This is a genomic window from Reyranella sp., assembly GCF_965249915.1.
Lineage (GTDB): Bacteria > Pseudomonadota > Alphaproteobacteria > Reyranellales > Reyranellaceae > Reyranella.
On sequence record NZ_OZ252257.1, the window covers coordinates 186,084 to 202,526 of the forward strand.

A 16,443-nucleotide genomic window follows, 5' to 3' on the forward strand; every position below is an offset into this window, starting at 1 on the left:
TCCGATGGTCAGTCCTCCCCCCGGCTTCGACGGCGAGATCGTGGCTTCGCCGCCGGCCCGGCGCCTGTTGCGCCCCGACTTCCTGTGGGGCGTCTCGACATCGTCCTATCAGATCGAAGGGGCAGCCCGGGAGGAGGGGCGCGGTCCCAGCATCTGGGACGGCTTTTCCCACCAGCCCGGCCGGATCGCCAACGGCGACACCGGGGACGTCGCCTGCGACCACTACCATCGTTATGCCGAAGACATCGCCCTGATGCGCGACCTGGGCGTGGGCGCCTATCGTTTCTCGGTCGCCTGGCCGCGGGTGCTGCCGGACGGGCAGGGGCCCGCGAACGAGCGCGGAATCGCCTTCTACGACCGGCTGGTCGACGGGCTGCTCGCGGCGGGAATCGAGCCCTGGGTCTGCCTCTACCACTGGGACCTGCCGCAGGCGCTCCAGGATCGAGGCGGCTGGGCCAATCGCGACAGTGCGAGCTGGTTCGCCGACTATGCCCGCCTCGTGGCGAGCCGCCTCGGCGACCGGGTGAAGCGGTTCGCCACCTTCAACGAACCGGGCGTCTTCACGCTGTTCGGCTATGCGTTCGGCTGGCATCCGCCCGCAGTCGACGATGCGGCGCAGCATCACGCCGCGATCCATCATGTGAACCTGGCGCATGGCGCGGCGATCGACGTGCTGCGCGCCTATCTGCCCGGCGCGTCGCTCGGGACCGTCTGCAACATGCAGCCGGTACGCCCCGTGGCGCCGACGGAGGCGGACCGCGCGGCGGCCGCCGCGCTGGACGATTACTGGAACCGCGCCTTCGCCGACCCGCAGATACGCGGTATCTATCCCAAGCTGCTCGCCGAGCGGATCGCACCTTTCCTGCAGGAGGGCGACATGGACCGGATCCGGCGCCCCATCGACTGGCTCGGCGTCAACCACTATTCGCCGATCTACGCCAGGGCCGACGCCACGTCTCGCTTGGGCTTCGCCTGGAGCGACGCGCCGGCCGACGTGCCGCGATCGCCGATCGGATGGCAGATCGATCCCGAAGCCTTCAGGGATACGCTGCTCGACAATTGCGACAGATATCGGCTGCCGATCTACGTGACGGAGAACGGTGCCGGCGCGGAGGAGGCCGGCGATGCAACCGGTGCCGTGAACGATGTCGAGCGCATCGACTATCTGACGCGCTACGTCGATGCGCTGGAAGAGGCCGTCACGCTGGGTGCCGACGTGCGGGGCTACTTCGTCTGGTCGTTGCTCGACAATTTCGAATGGGGCGCGGGTTACGCCAACCGCTTCGGCCTGGTCCGAGTCGACTATCCGACGCAGCGCCGCATCCCCAAGGCTTCGGCCCGTTGGTACAAGGCCACGATCGCGGCGCAGGTTCGCGGCGGCGTGCCATGAGTTGTCTGCTTGCCGATGTCGGGGGCACGCGAACCCGCTTCGCCCTGTTAACGGACGGGCGGCTGGGGCCCATCGAGTCGCTCCGTACCGGCGCCTACGCGGGCCTGCACGATGCCGCGCATCACTTCCTGAACGGCCAGGCGGAGGGCACCGTCGTGAAGCGCGCGGTGATTGCCGCGGCCGGGCCCGTCTCGGGCGGTCGCTGCAAGCTCACCAACGCCCCCTGGACGCTCGATGCCGAAAGCCTCCGGCAAACGCTGCGTCTTCAATCGGTCGATCTCGTCAACGATCTCGAGGCCCTGGCCTGGGCGGTCCCCCATCTGGACGCCGACGACGTTGTTGCCGTGGGCCAAGGCGGGTCCGTCATGAGCGACGCCGTGGCGGTGATCGCGCCGGGCACCGGCCTTGGGGTCGCCTGCTACCTGCCCGGCACGCCTCCGCGGGTCGTGGCCAGCGAAGCAGGGCACGCCACGCTCGCAGCGAACGACGCGGCCGACGCCGCGATCCTGGAAGTCCTGCGCCGGCGCTTCGGCCATGTCTCCGCCGAGCGCGTGTTGTCGGGGGCCGGACTGGTCAACCTGGAGGCGGCGCTGGCGATGCGGGACGGCCACGAGCCGGGCTCTCCGTCTCCGGAGGAGATCGTCAGAGGCGCGCTGTACGATACAGAGCCCCGGTACGATGCCGCGCTCGAGTTGTTCTGTGCATTCCTGGGATCCTTCGCGGGCGACCTGGCACTCACCTTCGCGGCCCGCGGCGGGGTGCTGATCGGCGGAGGAATCGCGCCGCACATCGTCCCGGCGCTTCGCAATTCGTCGTTCCGGACGCGCTTTGCCGCGAAGGGCCGCTTCGCCGGATATCTCGGCCAGATCCCCGCCGGCGTCATCGTTCGGCCGGAGCCGACCTTCCTGGGCCTGGCGGCGCTCGCGGCCCGGAGGGGCTGATGAGGACCGACGATGGCGTCTCCGCCGTCGGCCCGGGTCCGCTCAGGCGCTTCTGGCACACTGCCCTAGGGTTCGGTCGAGGCAAGGACTCGTGGGTGCCGTGGACCCTGATCGGACTGTTGGTCCTCTGTGTCGTGGCGCAGCTTCTGGTGCAGTACCGGCTGAACGTCTGGAACCGCGACTTCTTCGATGCGCTGGAAAGGCGGAACGGCACGGGGATTCGCAACCAGATCTATCTGCTCCCTGGTCTGGCGGCCTGCAGCGTTTTCCTCGCCGCCTTCGCAGTCTGGGCACGGATGACCTTCCAGCGGAGGTGGCGCGCCTGGCTCACCGCGCACCTGCTCGGGCTCTGGCTGGAGAACGGCAACTACCGGCGCCTCGAGGCCGGAAGCGACGAACCACAGCTCGCGGAATACCGGATCGCCGAGGACGCGCGCATCGCCACCGATGCCCCGATAGACCTCGTGACCGGCCTGCTTTCCTCTGTGCTGACGGCCGTGACGTTTGTCGTGGTCCTGTGGACGGTGGGCGGCGCGATCGCCATCGGGCCCGCGCGGCTGGGTCTCGAACTGCCGGGTTACCTGGTGTTCGCCAGCATCGCCTACGCCATGCTCACGACGGGGGCCATGGTGCTGGTCGGGCGAAGGATGGCGCATGTGATCGAACGCAAGAACCAGGCGGAATCGGAGCTGAAGTTCGCGGTCGCCCGGCTTCGGACGGCGCCCGGCAACGCCACCGGCGGCAGTGCGCAGGCGGGGCCTGTGACCTTCGCGCTCGACGAGGTGATCAGGAACTGGCGGTTGCTGTGCGGCCAGCATGTGCGGACCACGCTCGTATCGTCCGGCAACACGCTGCTGGCCCCCATCATCGGTCTGATTCTGTCGGTGCCCAAGTACATCGACGGTTCCCTGTCACTCGGTGAGGTGACCCAGGCGGCGGCGGCGTTCGCGGCCGTTCAGATCGCGTTCAACTGGCTGGTCGACAACTATCCGCGTCTCGCCGAATGGGCCTCGTCAGCCAGCCGGGTGGGCGTCCTGCTGCTGGCGGTCGACCAGTTGGGCCAACCGCGCCGGCGCGCGGGCCCTGAAGCTTCTTCCGGGAGATGATCGTTGCCCCCACCTGAACCCGTGACAGAGGAAACGTCGTGGCGGACGGGTCTCTCGCAAGCCGACGCGCAGGCGCGCTTGCGGGACGAGGGCTTCAACGAACTTCCCACGGGCGATGGACGGAGCATCCTGCGCATCGTCGCCGATGTGCTCCGGGAGCCGATGTTTGCGTTGCTGCTGGCCGCCGGGGCGATCTACCTGGTGCTCGGCGATCACGGCGAGGCGATCGTGCTGCTCGCCTTTGCGACACTGTCCGTCCTGATCACGGTCGTGCAGGAAACCCGCAGCGAGCGTGTGCTGGCGGCCTTGCGCGATCAGGCGAGCCCGCGCGCCCTGGTCATTCGGGACGGAGAGAGGCGGCGCATTCCGGGCCGGGAAGTCGCGCGGGGTGATACGATCGTGGTGCTCGAGGGGGATCGCATTCCCGCCGACGCGGTCGTCGTTTCCGCGAGCAGCCTCGTCGTCGACGAATCGCTGCTCACCGGCGAATCGGTTCCCGTCAGCAAGAGCATCGGCGAGATGACGGCGGCCATGGCGCGTCCGGGCGGCGAGAACACGCCCTACCTCTATTCCGGCACTCTCGCGGTGCATGGGGAGGGTGTTGCGGTGGTTCGGGCGACCGGACCGAAAAGCGAGCTGGGCCGCATCGGACAGTCGCTCAAGGCGATCACCCCGGAACCGCCGCGGCTGCAGGCGGAAACGCGGCGTCTCGTCCGGATCTTCGCCGCGGTTGGGCTCACCGCCAGCCTGGCCGTCGTGCTCCTGATCGGCATCTTGCAAGGGGACTGGCTGCAGGCGGTGCTTGGCGGGATTGCCATCGGCATGTCTCTCCTGCCGGAGGAGTTTCCCCTGGTGCTTACGGCCTTCATGGTCATGGGGGCGTGGCGCCTGTCTCGGGTGCGGGTCCTGACGCGCCGCGCCGCCGCGATCGAGATGCTGGGCGCCGCAACGGTCCTGTGCTCCGACAAGACGGGGACGATGACCCAGAACCGAATGAACCTGGCGGAGGTTCGTACGGTCGCGACGAGGTGGCGGGTGGGGCAGGGTGTGCCCGGCGCCGATGCGGTGGCCCTGATCGAGGCCGCCCGGCGCGCGAGTTCGCCCGAGCCCTCCGACCCGATGGAAAAGGCCCTGGCCGCCCAGGCCGACGGCATCGCAGCCGGAAAGCTCCTGCGCCGCTACGCCCTCCAACCGACGCTGCTGGCAATGAGCCATGTCTGGCAGGACGCCGACGGGAGCCGGGTCGTGGCGACGAAGGGCGCGCCCGAGGCGGTTGGCGCCCTCAGTCGCCTCGACGCGACCGGGCAGGCATGGCTGCACCGCGCGGTCGAGGACATGGCGGGCGAAGGCATGCGGGTGCTGGGGGTCGCGCAGGCACGCCTGGCGGACGGCCCCTTGCCCGACTCGCAGCTGGGCTTCGATCTCGAATTCCTCGGCCTGGTGGGATTCGCCGACCCGCTGCGCGACAACGTGCCGGCGGCGATCGGTGAATGCCGCTCGGCTCAGATCAGGGTGATCATGATCACCGGCGACTATCCGGCCACGGCACAAGCGATCGCCGCGCGCGCCGGCCTCGATGCCGGCAAGGTCGTCGACGGGCGTTCTCTCGAGAGCATGGACGATGCCGCTCTGCGCGAGTGTGTCAGCACGACCAACGTGTTCGCCCGCATCATGCCTGAGCAGAAGCTGCGCCTCGTGCAGGCCCTGAAGGCCGACGGCGAGATCGTGGCGATGACGGGCGACGGAGTGAACGACGCGCCGGCGCTCAGGGCGGCTCACATCGGCGTGGCGATGGGAGGCCGTGGCACGGACGTTGCGCGCGAGGCTTCCGCCATCGTTCTGCTCGACGACGATTTCGGCTCGATCGTGCGGACCATTCGCCTGGGCCGGCGCATCTACGACAATCTCCGGAAGGCGAGCGCCTATATCGTGGCGGTGCACATACCGATCGCCGGCCTGGCGCTGCTGCCGCTGCTGTTCGGCCTGCCCTTCATGCTGAGCCCCATCCACATTGCCTTCCTCGAGATGGTGATCGATCCGGTCTGCTCGATCGCCTTCGAAGCCGAGGCGGAGGAACGCGACCTGATGCAGCGGCCGCCGCGGGCCGCGGACAGCAAACTGCTGTCGACGCCGATGATGGTCTTCAGCCTGTTGCAGGGCGCGCTCGCGCTGGTTGCCCTTGCCGTCGTTCTTCTGGTGGGGATCGGCCGCGACATGCCGACCGGCGAACTGCGCGCCCTCATGTTCACCTCGCTCGTCCTGATCAATGTCGGGCTGATCGTCGTGAACCGCTCCTTCTCGTCGTCACTGTCGGTGGCCCTGCGGCGCCCAAACCTCTTCCTCTGGCTCCTGCTGGCCGTGGTGGCCTCGGTGATGACCGCGGCGCTCACCTGGCCGCCGGCGATGGATCTCTTTCAATTCGGCCCGCTGCATGCCGACGATCTCGGTGTCTCGCTGATCGCGACAGTGGTCCTCATCCTGTGCCTGGAAGCCTTGAAGCCATGGTGGCGCCAGAGCCTGCGCGCGTGACACGCGTCCCGTTGAGATAGGTCAAGGCGCTGCGGGGCCGCTGCGACCACGGTCGATGAGCTGCACCCCCATTCCGGTCGAGACCGCCATGCTCTGCCCCAGCAATGCCACTCTGCCGATCGCCGTTCGCCAGCAACGCCCGCGGCAAGCGCCGGACCTCCGTCGCGAGGCGCTCAATGAAACCTGGGCTGTCTACGCCGATGCCTACGGACATGATCGCCAGGGGTGCTGGACGCTTGGCGGCCTCACCAGCGAACTCCTCTCGGGCGGCTGATGCGTTCTTCCCTTGCACGCGCGTGGTCGCGGGCCGCCCTCGTCCTGCTTCTCACGATCGCAGGCTGCGCCACCGCCCCGAACCCCGCTCCTCCCGACCTGCCGGTCCCGCCAAGCCCGTCGGTCTCGCCTCTAGCGGCGGCGCTGCAGGGGATTGGTATCGCGGTGCCGTCGCGCGGCAAGCTCGTCGTCGTCAACATTCCGTCGTTCGAGCTCGTCGCGCTCGAGGATGGGAAGTCCATCCTGCGCAGCCGCGTCGTCGTCGGCCGACCGGCGACCCCGACACCCGAGCTGTCGACGGCGATCGAGGCGGTCACCTTCAACCCGTCCTGGACACCGACGCCCGCCATGATGCGCTTCGAAGGGGCGCGTCACATGCCGCCTGGACCACAAAATCCGCTCGGCCGGATCCTGTTCGAGCTCGACAACGATCAGCTGATCTTCCTCCACGACACCAACGACCGGAGATTCTTCGACCGTTCGGTCCGCGCCTTCAGCCACGGGTGTGTGCGCGTCGAGAAGGCCCGCGCCCTTGCCGCCTGGGCGCTCGACGTCAGCGAGGCCGACATCGACCGGTCGATCGCGCGCGGCGGCACTCACCGGGAGCTCCTGACGGCGAACATTCCCGTAGCCATCGTGTATCGCACGCGCTTTCCCGATGACGACGGTCGCCTCGTCGACTATCCGGACATCTACAGGCAGCAGTCCGCGGCCGCGGCCGCGCCGAGCGAGCGACCTTCGGAAGAGTGCCGGGGCCCGCTCTAGCCTGCGCGCTTGTCTGGGATCGTTGCGCAACATGATCGATCGCCGGCCGGCTGATGCCGCGGAGGAAGCCATGCCCGAACCAGGGATCATCGACATCCGGATCACCGACATCCGGCAGCTCTTCAACTCTCTCGACCCATCTCCCTTTCACGAACGGGATCTCGACCGCGAAGCCGAAGAGTTCATTGTGGGCTGGGCCGACGAGTTTCCGGTCCAGAGCCCTCTCGAACTCGTCATCCGCGTGCCACGCGAGCAGCTCGATCAGGCGCGACAATCGAACATTGCGGAGGCGATTCACAACTATTTCTCCTACCGTGCGGTGGCGACCACGAGGCGTATCCGGTTCCAGCTGCGAGAGGGCCGCTTCGCGCTCGCGATGGGGCTGGCCTTCCTCGCGGTCTGTATCCTGCTTCGCCAGCTTGCCGGCTCGATTGCGCCGCCGCCCTTCCAGCAGGTCTTCCAGGAGGGGTTGCTGATCCTCGGTTGGGTGGCGATGTGGCGACCGCTGCAGCTCTTCCTCTACGACTGGTGGCCGGTGCGCCACCATGGAAGGCTCTATCGCAAGCTCGCCGGCATGAAGGTGACGGTCCTCGCCGTTTAGGCCACCGGACGGAATGTGATTTGATCTCCATCAAGGGCCGGCGGTTGCCGGTTCCTTAGGATGGGCCTGCAACCCCAGCAAGCCGGGAAGGAGGTTCCTATGAGCGATGCAAAATCTCTGACGACGCCACGTAGCGCACTGCCGTTCGGCGGTGATTTGGACCAGGTCTTCAACCGCATGATGCGCGGCTGGCCGTTCGGCTGGCCCGAGATGGTCCCCAGCACGGCGCCCAAGGCGCTGAGGGCCTTCGATCACGTCCCCAAGGTCGAGGTGAAGGAAAACGGGAAGGCCTATAACGTTACGATCGAGCTGCCCGGCCTCGACGAGAAGGACGTCAAGGTCCAGATCGAGGGCGACGTCCTCACCATCTCCGGCGAGAAGAAGGTCGAGCAGACCGACGACAAGATGCACTACACGGAGCGCAGCTATGGCTCCTTCACGCGCGCCTTCACGCTGCCGGCGGATGCCGACCGCGACGGAATCTCCGCTAAGTTCACCAAGGGCGTTCTGGAGCTGGAAATCGCCAAGACGGCCAATCCGCCGGCCCAGGTCAAGCAGGTAGCCATCAAGGGCGCCTGAGCCGCCGTCACTTCGAAGGAAGAGGGAGTCCCTGCTTGAAGGCCATGGTTCTCTCTTCCATGGGCGGGCCGCTCCGGCTCGAGGAACGGCCCGACCTCCGCCCCGGCCCCGGCGATCTGCTGATCAGGGTCGAGGCTTGCGGCGTGTGCCGCACCGATCTCCACATCCTCGACGGCGATCTGTCCGGTATCCGGCATCCGGTGGTGCCCGGGCATGAGATCGTCGGCATCGTCGAAGCCGTGGGTAGGGGCGTGCCGGCCGCGCGCCTGGGCACACGCGTTGGCGTGCCGTGGCTCGGCGGAACCTGTGGTCATTGCCCCTACTGTGCGTCGGACAAGGAGAATCTGTGCGATCGCCCGGTCTTCACCGGCCTCACGCGAGATGGCGGCTTTGCGACCCACGTCGTGGCAGGTGCGGACTTCTCGTTCCCCCTGACGGGCTTCGATGACCCCGTGGCCGCGGCACCGTTGCTGTGCGCCGGCCTGATCGGATGGCGGTCGCTCAAGCTTTGCGGCGATGCCCATCGGATCGGCCTGTACGGCTTCGGGGCGGCCGCCCACATCCTCGCCCAGGTATGCAGATGGCAGGGCCGGGAAGTCCATGCCTTCACCAGCCCCGGAGATGGTGCGGCGCAAGCCCACGCCCGCTCGTTGGGTGCGGTGTGGGCGGGGGGCTCGGATGAGAGCCCGCCCGACGCTCTCGACGCGGCCATTCTGTTCGCGCCAGTCGGCGACCTCGTGCCCGCCGCGTTGAAGGTCGTTCGCAAAGGCGGGCGCGTGGTCTGTGGCGGCATCCACATGAGCGACATACCGTCCTTTCCCTACAAACTTCTCTGGGAGGAGCGGCAGATTCTCTCGGTCGCCAACCTCACGCGCGAGGATGCCCGGGAGTTTCTGGCACTGGCGCCGATGGTGCCGGTCAAGACGACGACGACCGTCTACCCACTGGCGGCTGCCAACGAAGCGATGGCCGATCTGCGTGCGGGTGCCTTCCAGGGCGCCGCGGTTCTCGTGCCCTGACCGTCGAGTTCACAGTGTCATGAAGCCGCCATCGGTGCACAGCACGTGCCCGACGACGAACGAGGCGGCGTCGGAGGCCAGCCAGACGACCGCTTCGGCGACTTCCTCGGGCTGGCCCATGCGACGCAGCGGCAGGCCCGCCGCGACAGCGCCCATATCCATGATCTTCGACGAAAGCATCATGTCGGTCACGACGCGCCCGGGCGCCACGGCGTTGATGCGGACGCCTTGCTGCGCGTACTCCATCGCGGCGGACCGGGTCAGCGAGAGCACCGCCGCCTTCGATGCCGAGTAGAGCGCCAGTCCCGGATTGGGGTTGCGCATGCCGCTCACGGAGGCGTTGACGACGATGGCGCCGCCTCCCTGCTCGACCATGATGCGAACCTGGTGCTGGAGCGACTGGTAGACCGACCTGACATTGGTATCGAAGACGCGGTCGTAGAACGCGGGGTCCTGCTCGGCGAGCGGCGCGCGCGGCTCCTGGTAACCCGCATTGTTGAACGCGACGTCGAGCCGGCCGTAGGTCTCCAGGATCGTGCGGTGCAGGATTTCCAGCTCGTCGGGGCGGGTGACGTCCGTGGCGATGAACCGACCGCTGACGCCTGTCCCGGCCAAGTTCGCCACGGCCTTCTCGCCTTCGCTCTGTCGGCGGCCCGCAATGACAAGCCGGGCGCCGCGCCGGCCGAAGGCGAGGGCGGTCGCGAGTCCAATGCCAGTCGCGCCGCCGGTGATAAGGACGACCTTGTCTTCAAAGTCCCGCATGGCCTGACCCGATCGATTGAACCATCCGTGCCCGCGGGGCAACCTGCGCGTTGGCCACAGTTGCGCCGGCGTCGGTCAGCCGCCGGCGGCCGGTGAAGCCAGCGCGGCTGGCGAACCGTGACGCTTGGCTCATCACGTGCGGGGCGTAACCATCTGCCAGAAGCAGCGGAGAGTGCCCGAGCAGATTGACGATCGTGACGTCGCTCATGGCTTTCCTTCCGCGGAACCCACGCTGGCGCGTAAGCAAAAATGGGTGATCTGGTCGATGAGGTGCTGGTTCGCACGGGAGCCCGTGCCCTTGGCCGGGGCCAGCGGGCCGATCAGCGCCTCCATGAAGGCGCCGACGATGCAGGCTGCGGCCACAGCGGGATCGAGCCGCGGAAAGACGCCGCGCATGATGCCCTCGCGCAGCATGCGCTCGAAGCAATGCGCGAGCTGCGCACGGTACTCGAGACGCACGGCCTCGACTTCCGGATCCGCGGGCTGGGCGATCAGGGCGTAGGCCAGGCGGCGGCCGCGGAGCGCGCGACCGGCAAATGCGCGGATGGCCGATGACAGCTTCTCGACCGGCGAACCGCTCTCATCGGCGATGGCCTTCACGACCCCGACCTCGTGCGCGGAAACCGTCGCCACGATCTCCACGCAGAGATCGGCTTTGGAGGGCCAGTAGCGATAGACGGTCCCGGTCGCCACGCCGGCCGCCGCTGCGACATGATCCATCTGGACGGCGGCCCACCCGCCGTCGGCCACGAGATCGCGTGCAGCCTTCAGGATTTTCGCGCGCTTGTCGGCCAGTCGCTGACTCGCGTTCTCGGTGCGCCGGTAGACCACAGTGCCTCTGATCAAGGGATGAACCTGGGTTCACTTTTCATAGTGAACCGCGGTTCAGATCTTGATGTCAAGCCAGAGCCGCCCGGCTTTCGCCGGAAAGATTTGACTTGGCGCAATGCGGCTTGTCGCTATCGGCTCGATTGTCCAGTCGCAGAGTCACCAGGAGGAGACGGATATGCGCGCCAAGGACATCATGACCGAGAGCATCGTCTGCGTGAACGTCAAGGAAACGGTGTTCGACGCTGCGGAACTGCTGCTCGGTGCTGGCGTGAGCGCCGCGCCGGTCGTCAACGACAAGGGCAATGTCGTCGGAATCGTGAGCGAGGCTGATCTGATTCATCGCGCCGAGATCGAGACGGCACCGCGAAAGTCCTGGCTGGCGCGTCTGCTCGACAGCGACGGGAGTGCCGCGCGCGATTACGTCACGTCCCATGCCCGCAAGGTCGCCGACGTCATGACCCGCGATGTCGTCACGGCCAGCGACGAAGCCACCTTGGGCGAGCTGGTTGCGCTCATCGAGAAGCATCGCGTCAAACGCATCCCGATCGTGCGTGACGAGCAGATCGTCGGCATCGTCAGTCGCGCCAACCTGCTGGCGGCACTGCTGTCGCGCGAGCCGGAGGGCGCCTCCGGTCACCCCGACGACAAACAGCTCCGCCAGGCAGTGGTCGACGCCTTCGACACGCAGGCCTGGAAGTCGCGCTGGCCGGTGAATGTCGTGGTCACGGACGGCGCGGTCCATCTCTGGGGCTTCGTCGAGGGCGAAGACGTCAGGAAGGCCTATCGCGTCGCCGCCGAGAACGTGCCCGGCGTGAAGAGAGTCAAGAGTCACCTGCGTTCGCTGCCCGCCACCGTCGGCATGGGCGTCTAGGGCGGGGCGATCACAGTCCTTCGATTCGGGCTTAGCGAGCGTGAGGACGACCGGGCGGAGGATTTGCCGGTCGGTCAGGAGGCGAAGACCCGGCAGCCCGTACTGGACCTGATGGGCTGCGTCCTACCGCGCCGTGAAGGCGAGTTTTCGGCCTTCGGCAGCGAACGTTGCCGGCAGGCGCAGGGCAAAGGGAATCGGAACCTGCCAGCCGCTTCACTCCACCGGCTCGGCTCCGGTTTGATCTGGATCAGCCTCCGACCCGTCGTTCCCGACTACCATGAGGTCGGACGCGGGAAGGATCTTCGATCATGCAGGCTCTGCGGCGGATTGTGCGAACGGCCCTGGCGGCCGGCCTTGTCACCGGGCTGTGCTTCACCCCGGTCCTCGCGGGCGACTTCGAGACCGATGCCGGCTGGACCCTGGAGCAGCGCGTCGACCGGCCGAGCTACGCGCTGATCGAGCCGCGCACCCGCAATCTCAATCTCGACGTGGTGGTGCTCGCCTGTGAGCAGGCCGAGGACCGCCGCGTCCTGCAGCTCCAGCTCTATCTGACCAACGACGGGCCCCTGATGCCCGATGGCGCGGACGCTACTCGTGCAAAGAGCAAGCCGCGCGCCGAGATCGTCATCGACGAGCATGTTTTCCCGGTCGGGCTGCTGTTTGCCGAAGACCATGTCGTGCTCAGTGACCAGACCGAGGCGATGTTTCCGCGCCTCTCCAGCCGCCTGCTGGATGCACTGGAGCAGGGCACGACGATGCGGCTGCGCTTCGACCTCGTCGCCGAACCGGCGGGCGAGCCCTCTGCCTTCGACGGCGAGGCGGTGGTCGACCTCCAGGCGGGGCCTGCCGAAGCGCGCGGCAAGGCTGTCGCCGCGGTACGCCGCTGCGCCACGGACCGCGCACCACAGAGCGTCGCGCTCGCGAGCCCGAGCCGTTGAGGCGGCCTCTGCTTCAGGGGAGATCGACTGACCCGCGCGGCTCGCCTGGAGTCCTGGCGTGCGCGCCGATCAGAGGAACGAACGAGCCGGCTCGAGCCTTTGCGCCCTGTCGTTTCCGTCGAGCGCGCGGAGCGCGAAGCTGAGGCTCGTCGGCAAATCCGGTTGGGCCCCGTCCTCATGACTCACCAGGTCATGCGCACGCCGGCCGTGAGGGCCTGGCTGCCATCCGGCCCGGCCAGCGTGCCTTCGTAGCGAAGGTAGAGCGAGGTCGCCTCGGCGACGGCGGTGCTGGCGGACAAGCCCAGCAGCACGCCGTCGCGGACCGGCGAGATGCCGAAGGTCGTGAAGGGCGAGGCCGGCGCGCCGGTCAACGCGGCCGTCACCGGACGGCTGACATCGGCATATTCGTGGCTCCAGCCCAGCCGGAACCGCATCGCCAGCCTGTCCCGCCAGCCCATGTCCATCGACGCTCCCAACTGCGCGCCGATCACCGAGCGCAGCGAGTTGGTCGTCTGCTGTGCGACCGAGAGGTTCAGCGACTGCGCCCCGGTCTCGGTGAAGCCGTTCTGGGTTCCGGTATAGGCCTGCAGCCGCACGAACGGCTTGAAGAAGGCATCGGCCTGGGAGCCGATGTCGAAACTGTAGCCTGTCTCGAACTGGCCGAAGACCTGGTTGGCGCCCGTCTGGCCGAAGGCGGTGCGTGCCGCCAGGCCAGGGATGAGGATCGGCCGCGTCATCCGGTTGTTGGTGTAGGCGTAGCCGACCAGCCCATCGGCATAGAACGGGCCGCTTGCATAGTTGCCGTAGAGACCGGCCTGCACCGTGTCGCTGTTGCCCTGGCCACTGAAGCCCGAGACCCATTGCGTGCCGCCGCTATAACCCACGGTGACGCCGGCGCGGAAATTATCCGTCAAGGCCCGGTCGAGGCCGGCGGCGAACCCGCCGGCATTGTAGGTGACGGCGCCTTGCGCGGTGCCGGCGCCGACGGTGCCGAGACCGCCGATCGCGCCACCCCAGGCGCCCCAGCGCGGTGTGGACGACGCGTCGCAGGCGACGTCGCAGGCCTCGGCAAGGGCCACGCGGGAGCTGCCTGACGGGCCGCCGCCGGTGGCCTGGCCGGCGAAATTGTTCATGAAGAACTGTGCGCCCTGCACCATTGCGGACGAGAAACCTGCATAGTTGTTGCCCGACAATGCCGTCAGGATCGGCTGGACCTGCGCGGGTGACAGCGAGGCCAGGGTGCCCAGCACGGTCGCATAGTCGCCGGTCGCGGTGGCCGCCGTGCTGTCGAGCACGGTTCCGATCGCCTGCTGCTGCGGATTGAGCGCTGCGGTGGCGAAGCCACCGATCTGCAGCGTGAGATAGACGTTGTTGGCGTCATAGCTCAGGCTCGGCAGCAGGAACGGCGAACTGCTCGTGACGCTGGAGAAGCCGCCGCTCAATCCGCCCGTGGTTTGCAGGATCGTGTAGGTCGTGCGCGGCGCATAGGTGCTGCCCGCCTGCACCTGCGCGAGGACCGAGCCCGCCAGCGAGGCGGTGCCCGTCGCGCCGATGACGTTCAGCCGGCTCGCCTGACCCGCCGACGACACGGCAACCTGGAGCGTGCCTGACGATGTCTGGCTATACGCTCCGTTGACCGTCATCGTGCCGTATGGCGTGCCTGGCGCCACGATACCCGCATTGGCGAGCGTGCCCACGATTCCGCCGGTGCCCGACAGAAGGCCCAGGTTCGCGAAAGTTCCGGTCAAGTTCCCGTTGTTCAGGAATGAACCGGTATTGAGCACGTCGGTCGTCAGGGTCCCGTTGTTAGCGGTGATACCCTGGTTGAGGAATCCGGCGCCGCCGAGGGAATCGAGAGTGCCGGAATTGTTGAATGTGCCACCCTGCATTACGGTCATCCCACCGATGAGGGTCCCGGTGAGATTGAGCGTGCCGCCGCTCACCAGCGTGCCGCCGGTGTAGCCATTCGTCCCGGCAAAGGTCTGCGTGCCGCCGGCAATGGTCACGCTGCCGCCGGTGGCGTCGTATTCGCCACCGTCCGCGATGATGCCGGAGAACGTGCCGTTGCCGCTGGTGATCGTGAGATTCTGGCCGCCAAGGTTCACCTGGCCGGTACCGCTCAGGGCCTTGATGCTGACCGGCGCCCAGGCGCGCGAGATGTCGAATACGCCATTGTTCACCACGCCGCTCGAGGCGGCAATGCTGCCCGGCCCGGAGATCAGCAGCGTTCCCGGAATGCCGCCGGTACTGCCGATCATCGTCTCGCCGGTATAGGTGTTGGTGGCGCTGAGCTGTACCGCGCCCCCACTGTCGATGGTGACCCCCCCTTGACCGGAAATGACGCCGGCCAGTCCCAGGGGAACGTTGCTGCTGCTGACGATGAGGGGGCCGCCGGCCGTCGTCTCGAGATTGGCGGCCGTGACGAAGAAAGGCGTGTAGCCGGTCACCTGGTCGCTCAGGTCGAACATCACGGAATTCAGTGTGAAGAACGGAATGCCGATCGTGTTGGTCTTGCCGCTTCCATCGACATAGTAATTCGGTTTGGCGAAGAGGGTCCCTGTCGCAGTCGGAAGGCCGGTGATCGGTTTCTCGTCAGGGGTCAGACCCGTAATCGAGATCGTGCCGGTGAGTGCTTCCGAAAAATCCTTGGTCAACGAGTAGTATTTCGTCCCGGTATCCAGAAGCGTGAAGGCTGTCGCCGTGGTGGTGGTGCCGCCCGACACGGTCACCTTGAAGTACATGGCATCCGTCGGTGCCGACGTGTTCCCGGTCGAGCCACCGTAGGGGTTGGGGAAGGGAGGCGCCTGATCGGGTGACGTCGGTGCCACCCACTGGATCAAGCCAGGAGCCGACGTCGGTGTCGGCATCGCAACCGGCGCGAATTGTCCGATGATCTGCGGCGTCAGCCCCACAGTCACGCACGGATTGCAGTTCGTCACGTCTCGGGTCGTGCCACCGATCGAGACGGTCGCGCTCTTCTGAGGCGGTGGCGGGTCGGGCTGAGGCCCTTTTGGATCTATAACGAGGCCCTGGCCGTTTGCTGCTACGACGAAGCCCTGGCGCGCCGCGCCCGGCATGATCGCCTGCCCGAACACGCCGCCGGCGATATAGCAATCCGACGAGCCGGGGCATTTGTCCTTGGGCAGCTGGTCCACCGAGATTCGAGCCCCGAATACGCCGTAGAACAGCCCTTCTTGCACCGGCTTATCCTTCGTATCGGGGTCAAAGAAGTATTTCGGGAAGCTATTGTGCGTCCCTGTATCCGGATCGGTGTAGTGGTGAGCAGCGTTGACCTGAAACCCCATCCCCTGTTCGTTGGGGGTGGTGAGCGTCGCCGCCGGCGCCGTGTCAGTCGTCGTCACGCCGGCCGCGTAGAAGCTGAGCAACGGTATCTGCAGGATGTTCCCGACGTAACCACGGCAGCCGTCTTTCTCTGAATAGCAGAGCTTGACGTCCGTACCGTTGGCAACGGTGGAGGGCGGAACGGAAGATGTGTACTGCGAGTAGTTGCCCCATGTCAGCGGATCGAAGGCCGCATTGAACAGAGAGGAGCCGGTGTCGAACAGATACGGTCTCGGCGCGCCGCCGTTGATCCCGATGTTGATCGAGAGACGCGCGGCATGTGACGAACTGTCGAAGACGTAACTCAGTGGGATATCGACGGATGACGCCGGCGTCTGGCCGAATGCCGTGGAGATTTCGCAGCAGGCCAGCACGGCCAGCCCACAGAATAACGAGACGTGCTTCCGCATATTCCCCACCTAGCTGCTCCCCGCAGTAATTCTAGCCGGGTTTCTGCTCCATTTGGCTTTGATCGATGAATTTTTTTCGTAAGAGC

15 protein-coding genes are annotated in these 16,443 nt (G+C 67.0%); 11 read left to right on the forward strand and 4 right to left on the reverse strand.

Annotation, left to right across the window (positions count from 1 at the left end; all coding sequences use genetic code 11):
* The first annotated feature begins 4 nt into the window (after nt 1-4).
* The 9 genes from ACP15H_RS00885 (at nt 5) to ACP15H_RS00925 (ending at nt 9,203) form a co-directional block, all read left to right on the forward strand.
* Complete coding sequence (locus ACP15H_RS00885; protein WP_425064343.1) at nt 5-1,390, forward strand: GH1 family beta-glucosidase; 1,386 nt, start codon at nt 5-7, stop codon at nt 1,388-1,390.
* Nucleotides 1,387-2,331 carry a glucokinase gene (gene glk / locus ACP15H_RS00890; RefSeq protein ID WP_425064344.1) on the forward strand — a complete coding sequence of 315 codons (945 nt, stop codon included), beginning with the start codon at nt 1,387-1,389 and terminating at the stop codon, nt 2,329-2,331. The genes ACP15H_RS00885 and glk overlap by 4 nt, the downstream gene beginning before the upstream one ends.
* Entirely contained in the window at nt 2,331-3,437 is a 1,107-nt protein-coding gene (locus ACP15H_RS00895; RefSeq protein WP_425064345.1) for an SbmA/BacA-like family transporter, read from the forward strand. The genes glk and ACP15H_RS00895 overlap by 1 nt, the downstream gene beginning before the upstream one ends.
* A 21-nt stretch (nt 3,438-3,458) precedes the next feature.
* The gene (locus ACP15H_RS00900) at nt 3,459-5,966 is read left to right on the forward strand and encodes a cation-translocating P-type ATPase (RefSeq protein ID WP_425064346.1); all 2,508 of its coding nucleotides are present in this window, start codon (nt 3,459-3,461) and stop codon (nt 5,964-5,966) included.
* Between the two features lie 55 nt (nt 5,967-6,021).
* The gene (locus tag ACP15H_RS00905; RefSeq protein ID WP_425064347.1) at nt 6,022-6,240 is read left to right on the forward strand and encodes a hypothetical protein; all 219 of its coding nucleotides are present in this window, start codon (nt 6,022-6,024) and stop codon (nt 6,238-6,240) included.
* Entirely contained in the window at nt 6,240-7,004 is a 765-nt protein-coding gene (locus tag ACP15H_RS00910) for a L,D-transpeptidase family protein (protein ID WP_425064348.1), read from the forward strand. The genes ACP15H_RS00905 and ACP15H_RS00910 overlap by 1 nt, the downstream gene beginning before the upstream one ends.
* A 70-nt stretch (nt 7,005-7,074) precedes the next feature.
* A complete protein-coding gene (locus ACP15H_RS00915) occupies nt 7,075-7,605 on the forward strand; it encodes a hypothetical protein (protein WP_425064349.1) in 531 nt (176 codons plus the stop codon).
* A 99-nt stretch (nt 7,606-7,704) separates the two neighbouring features.
* Entirely contained in the window at nt 7,705-8,184 is a 480-nt protein-coding gene (locus tag ACP15H_RS00920; RefSeq protein ID WP_425064350.1) for an Hsp20/alpha crystallin family protein, read from the forward strand.
* Between the two features lie 35 nt (nt 8,185-8,219).
* Nucleotides 8,220-9,203, forward strand: coding sequence for a zinc-dependent alcohol dehydrogenase family protein (locus tag ACP15H_RS00925; protein ID WP_425064351.1), 984 nt, complete (start codon nt 8,220-8,222; stop codon nt 9,201-9,203).
* 9 nt (nt 9,204-9,212) lie between these two features.
* On the opposite strand, the gene ACP15H_RS00930 is transcribed toward ACP15H_RS00925, so the two are convergent.
* Genes ACP15H_RS00930 through ACP15H_RS00940 form a run of 3 tightly spaced genes read right to left on the reverse strand, consistent with a single transcriptional unit; the run spans nt 9,213 to nt 10,811 of the window.
* Nucleotides 9,213-9,965, reverse strand: a complete 753-nt coding sequence (locus tag ACP15H_RS00930) for an SDR family NAD(P)-dependent oxidoreductase (protein ID WP_425064352.1) — start codon at nt 9,963-9,965, stop codon at nt 9,213-9,215.
* A complete protein-coding gene (locus ACP15H_RS00935; RefSeq protein ID WP_425064353.1) occupies nt 9,952-10,173 on the reverse strand; it encodes a hypothetical protein in 222 nt (73 codons plus the stop codon). Before ACP15H_RS00935 ends, ACP15H_RS00930 begins: the two co-directional genes overlap by 14 nt.
* Complete coding sequence (locus tag ACP15H_RS00940) at nt 10,170-10,811, reverse strand: TetR/AcrR family transcriptional regulator (RefSeq protein WP_425064354.1); 642 nt, start codon at nt 10,809-10,811, stop codon at nt 10,170-10,172. The genes ACP15H_RS00935 and ACP15H_RS00940 overlap by 4 nt, the downstream gene beginning before the upstream one ends.
* Nucleotides 10,812-10,971: 160 nt before the next feature.
* Between ACP15H_RS00940 and ACP15H_RS00945 the strand changes: the two genes are divergently transcribed.
* Nucleotides 10,972-11,667 (forward strand): CBS domain-containing protein, encoded by a 696-nt coding sequence (locus tag ACP15H_RS00945; protein ID WP_425064355.1) that lies wholly within the window; start codon nt 10,972-10,974, stop codon nt 11,665-11,667.
* A gap of 308 nt (nt 11,668-11,975) precedes the next feature.
* Nucleotides 11,976-12,605, forward strand: a complete 630-nt coding sequence (locus ACP15H_RS00950) for a hypothetical protein (RefSeq protein ID WP_425064356.1) — start codon at nt 11,976-11,978, stop codon at nt 12,603-12,605.
* A gap of 182 nt (nt 12,606-12,787) precedes the next feature.
* Here the strand turns inward: ACP15H_RS00950 and ACP15H_RS00955 are convergent, their stop codons facing one another.
* Nucleotides 12,788-16,357: an autotransporter outer membrane beta-barrel domain-containing protein gene (locus ACP15H_RS00955; RefSeq protein WP_425064357.1), complete on the reverse strand. Its 3,570-nt coding sequence runs from the start codon at nt 16,355-16,357 to the stop codon at nt 12,788-12,790.
* Nucleotides 16,358-16,443: the final 86 nt, after the last annotated feature.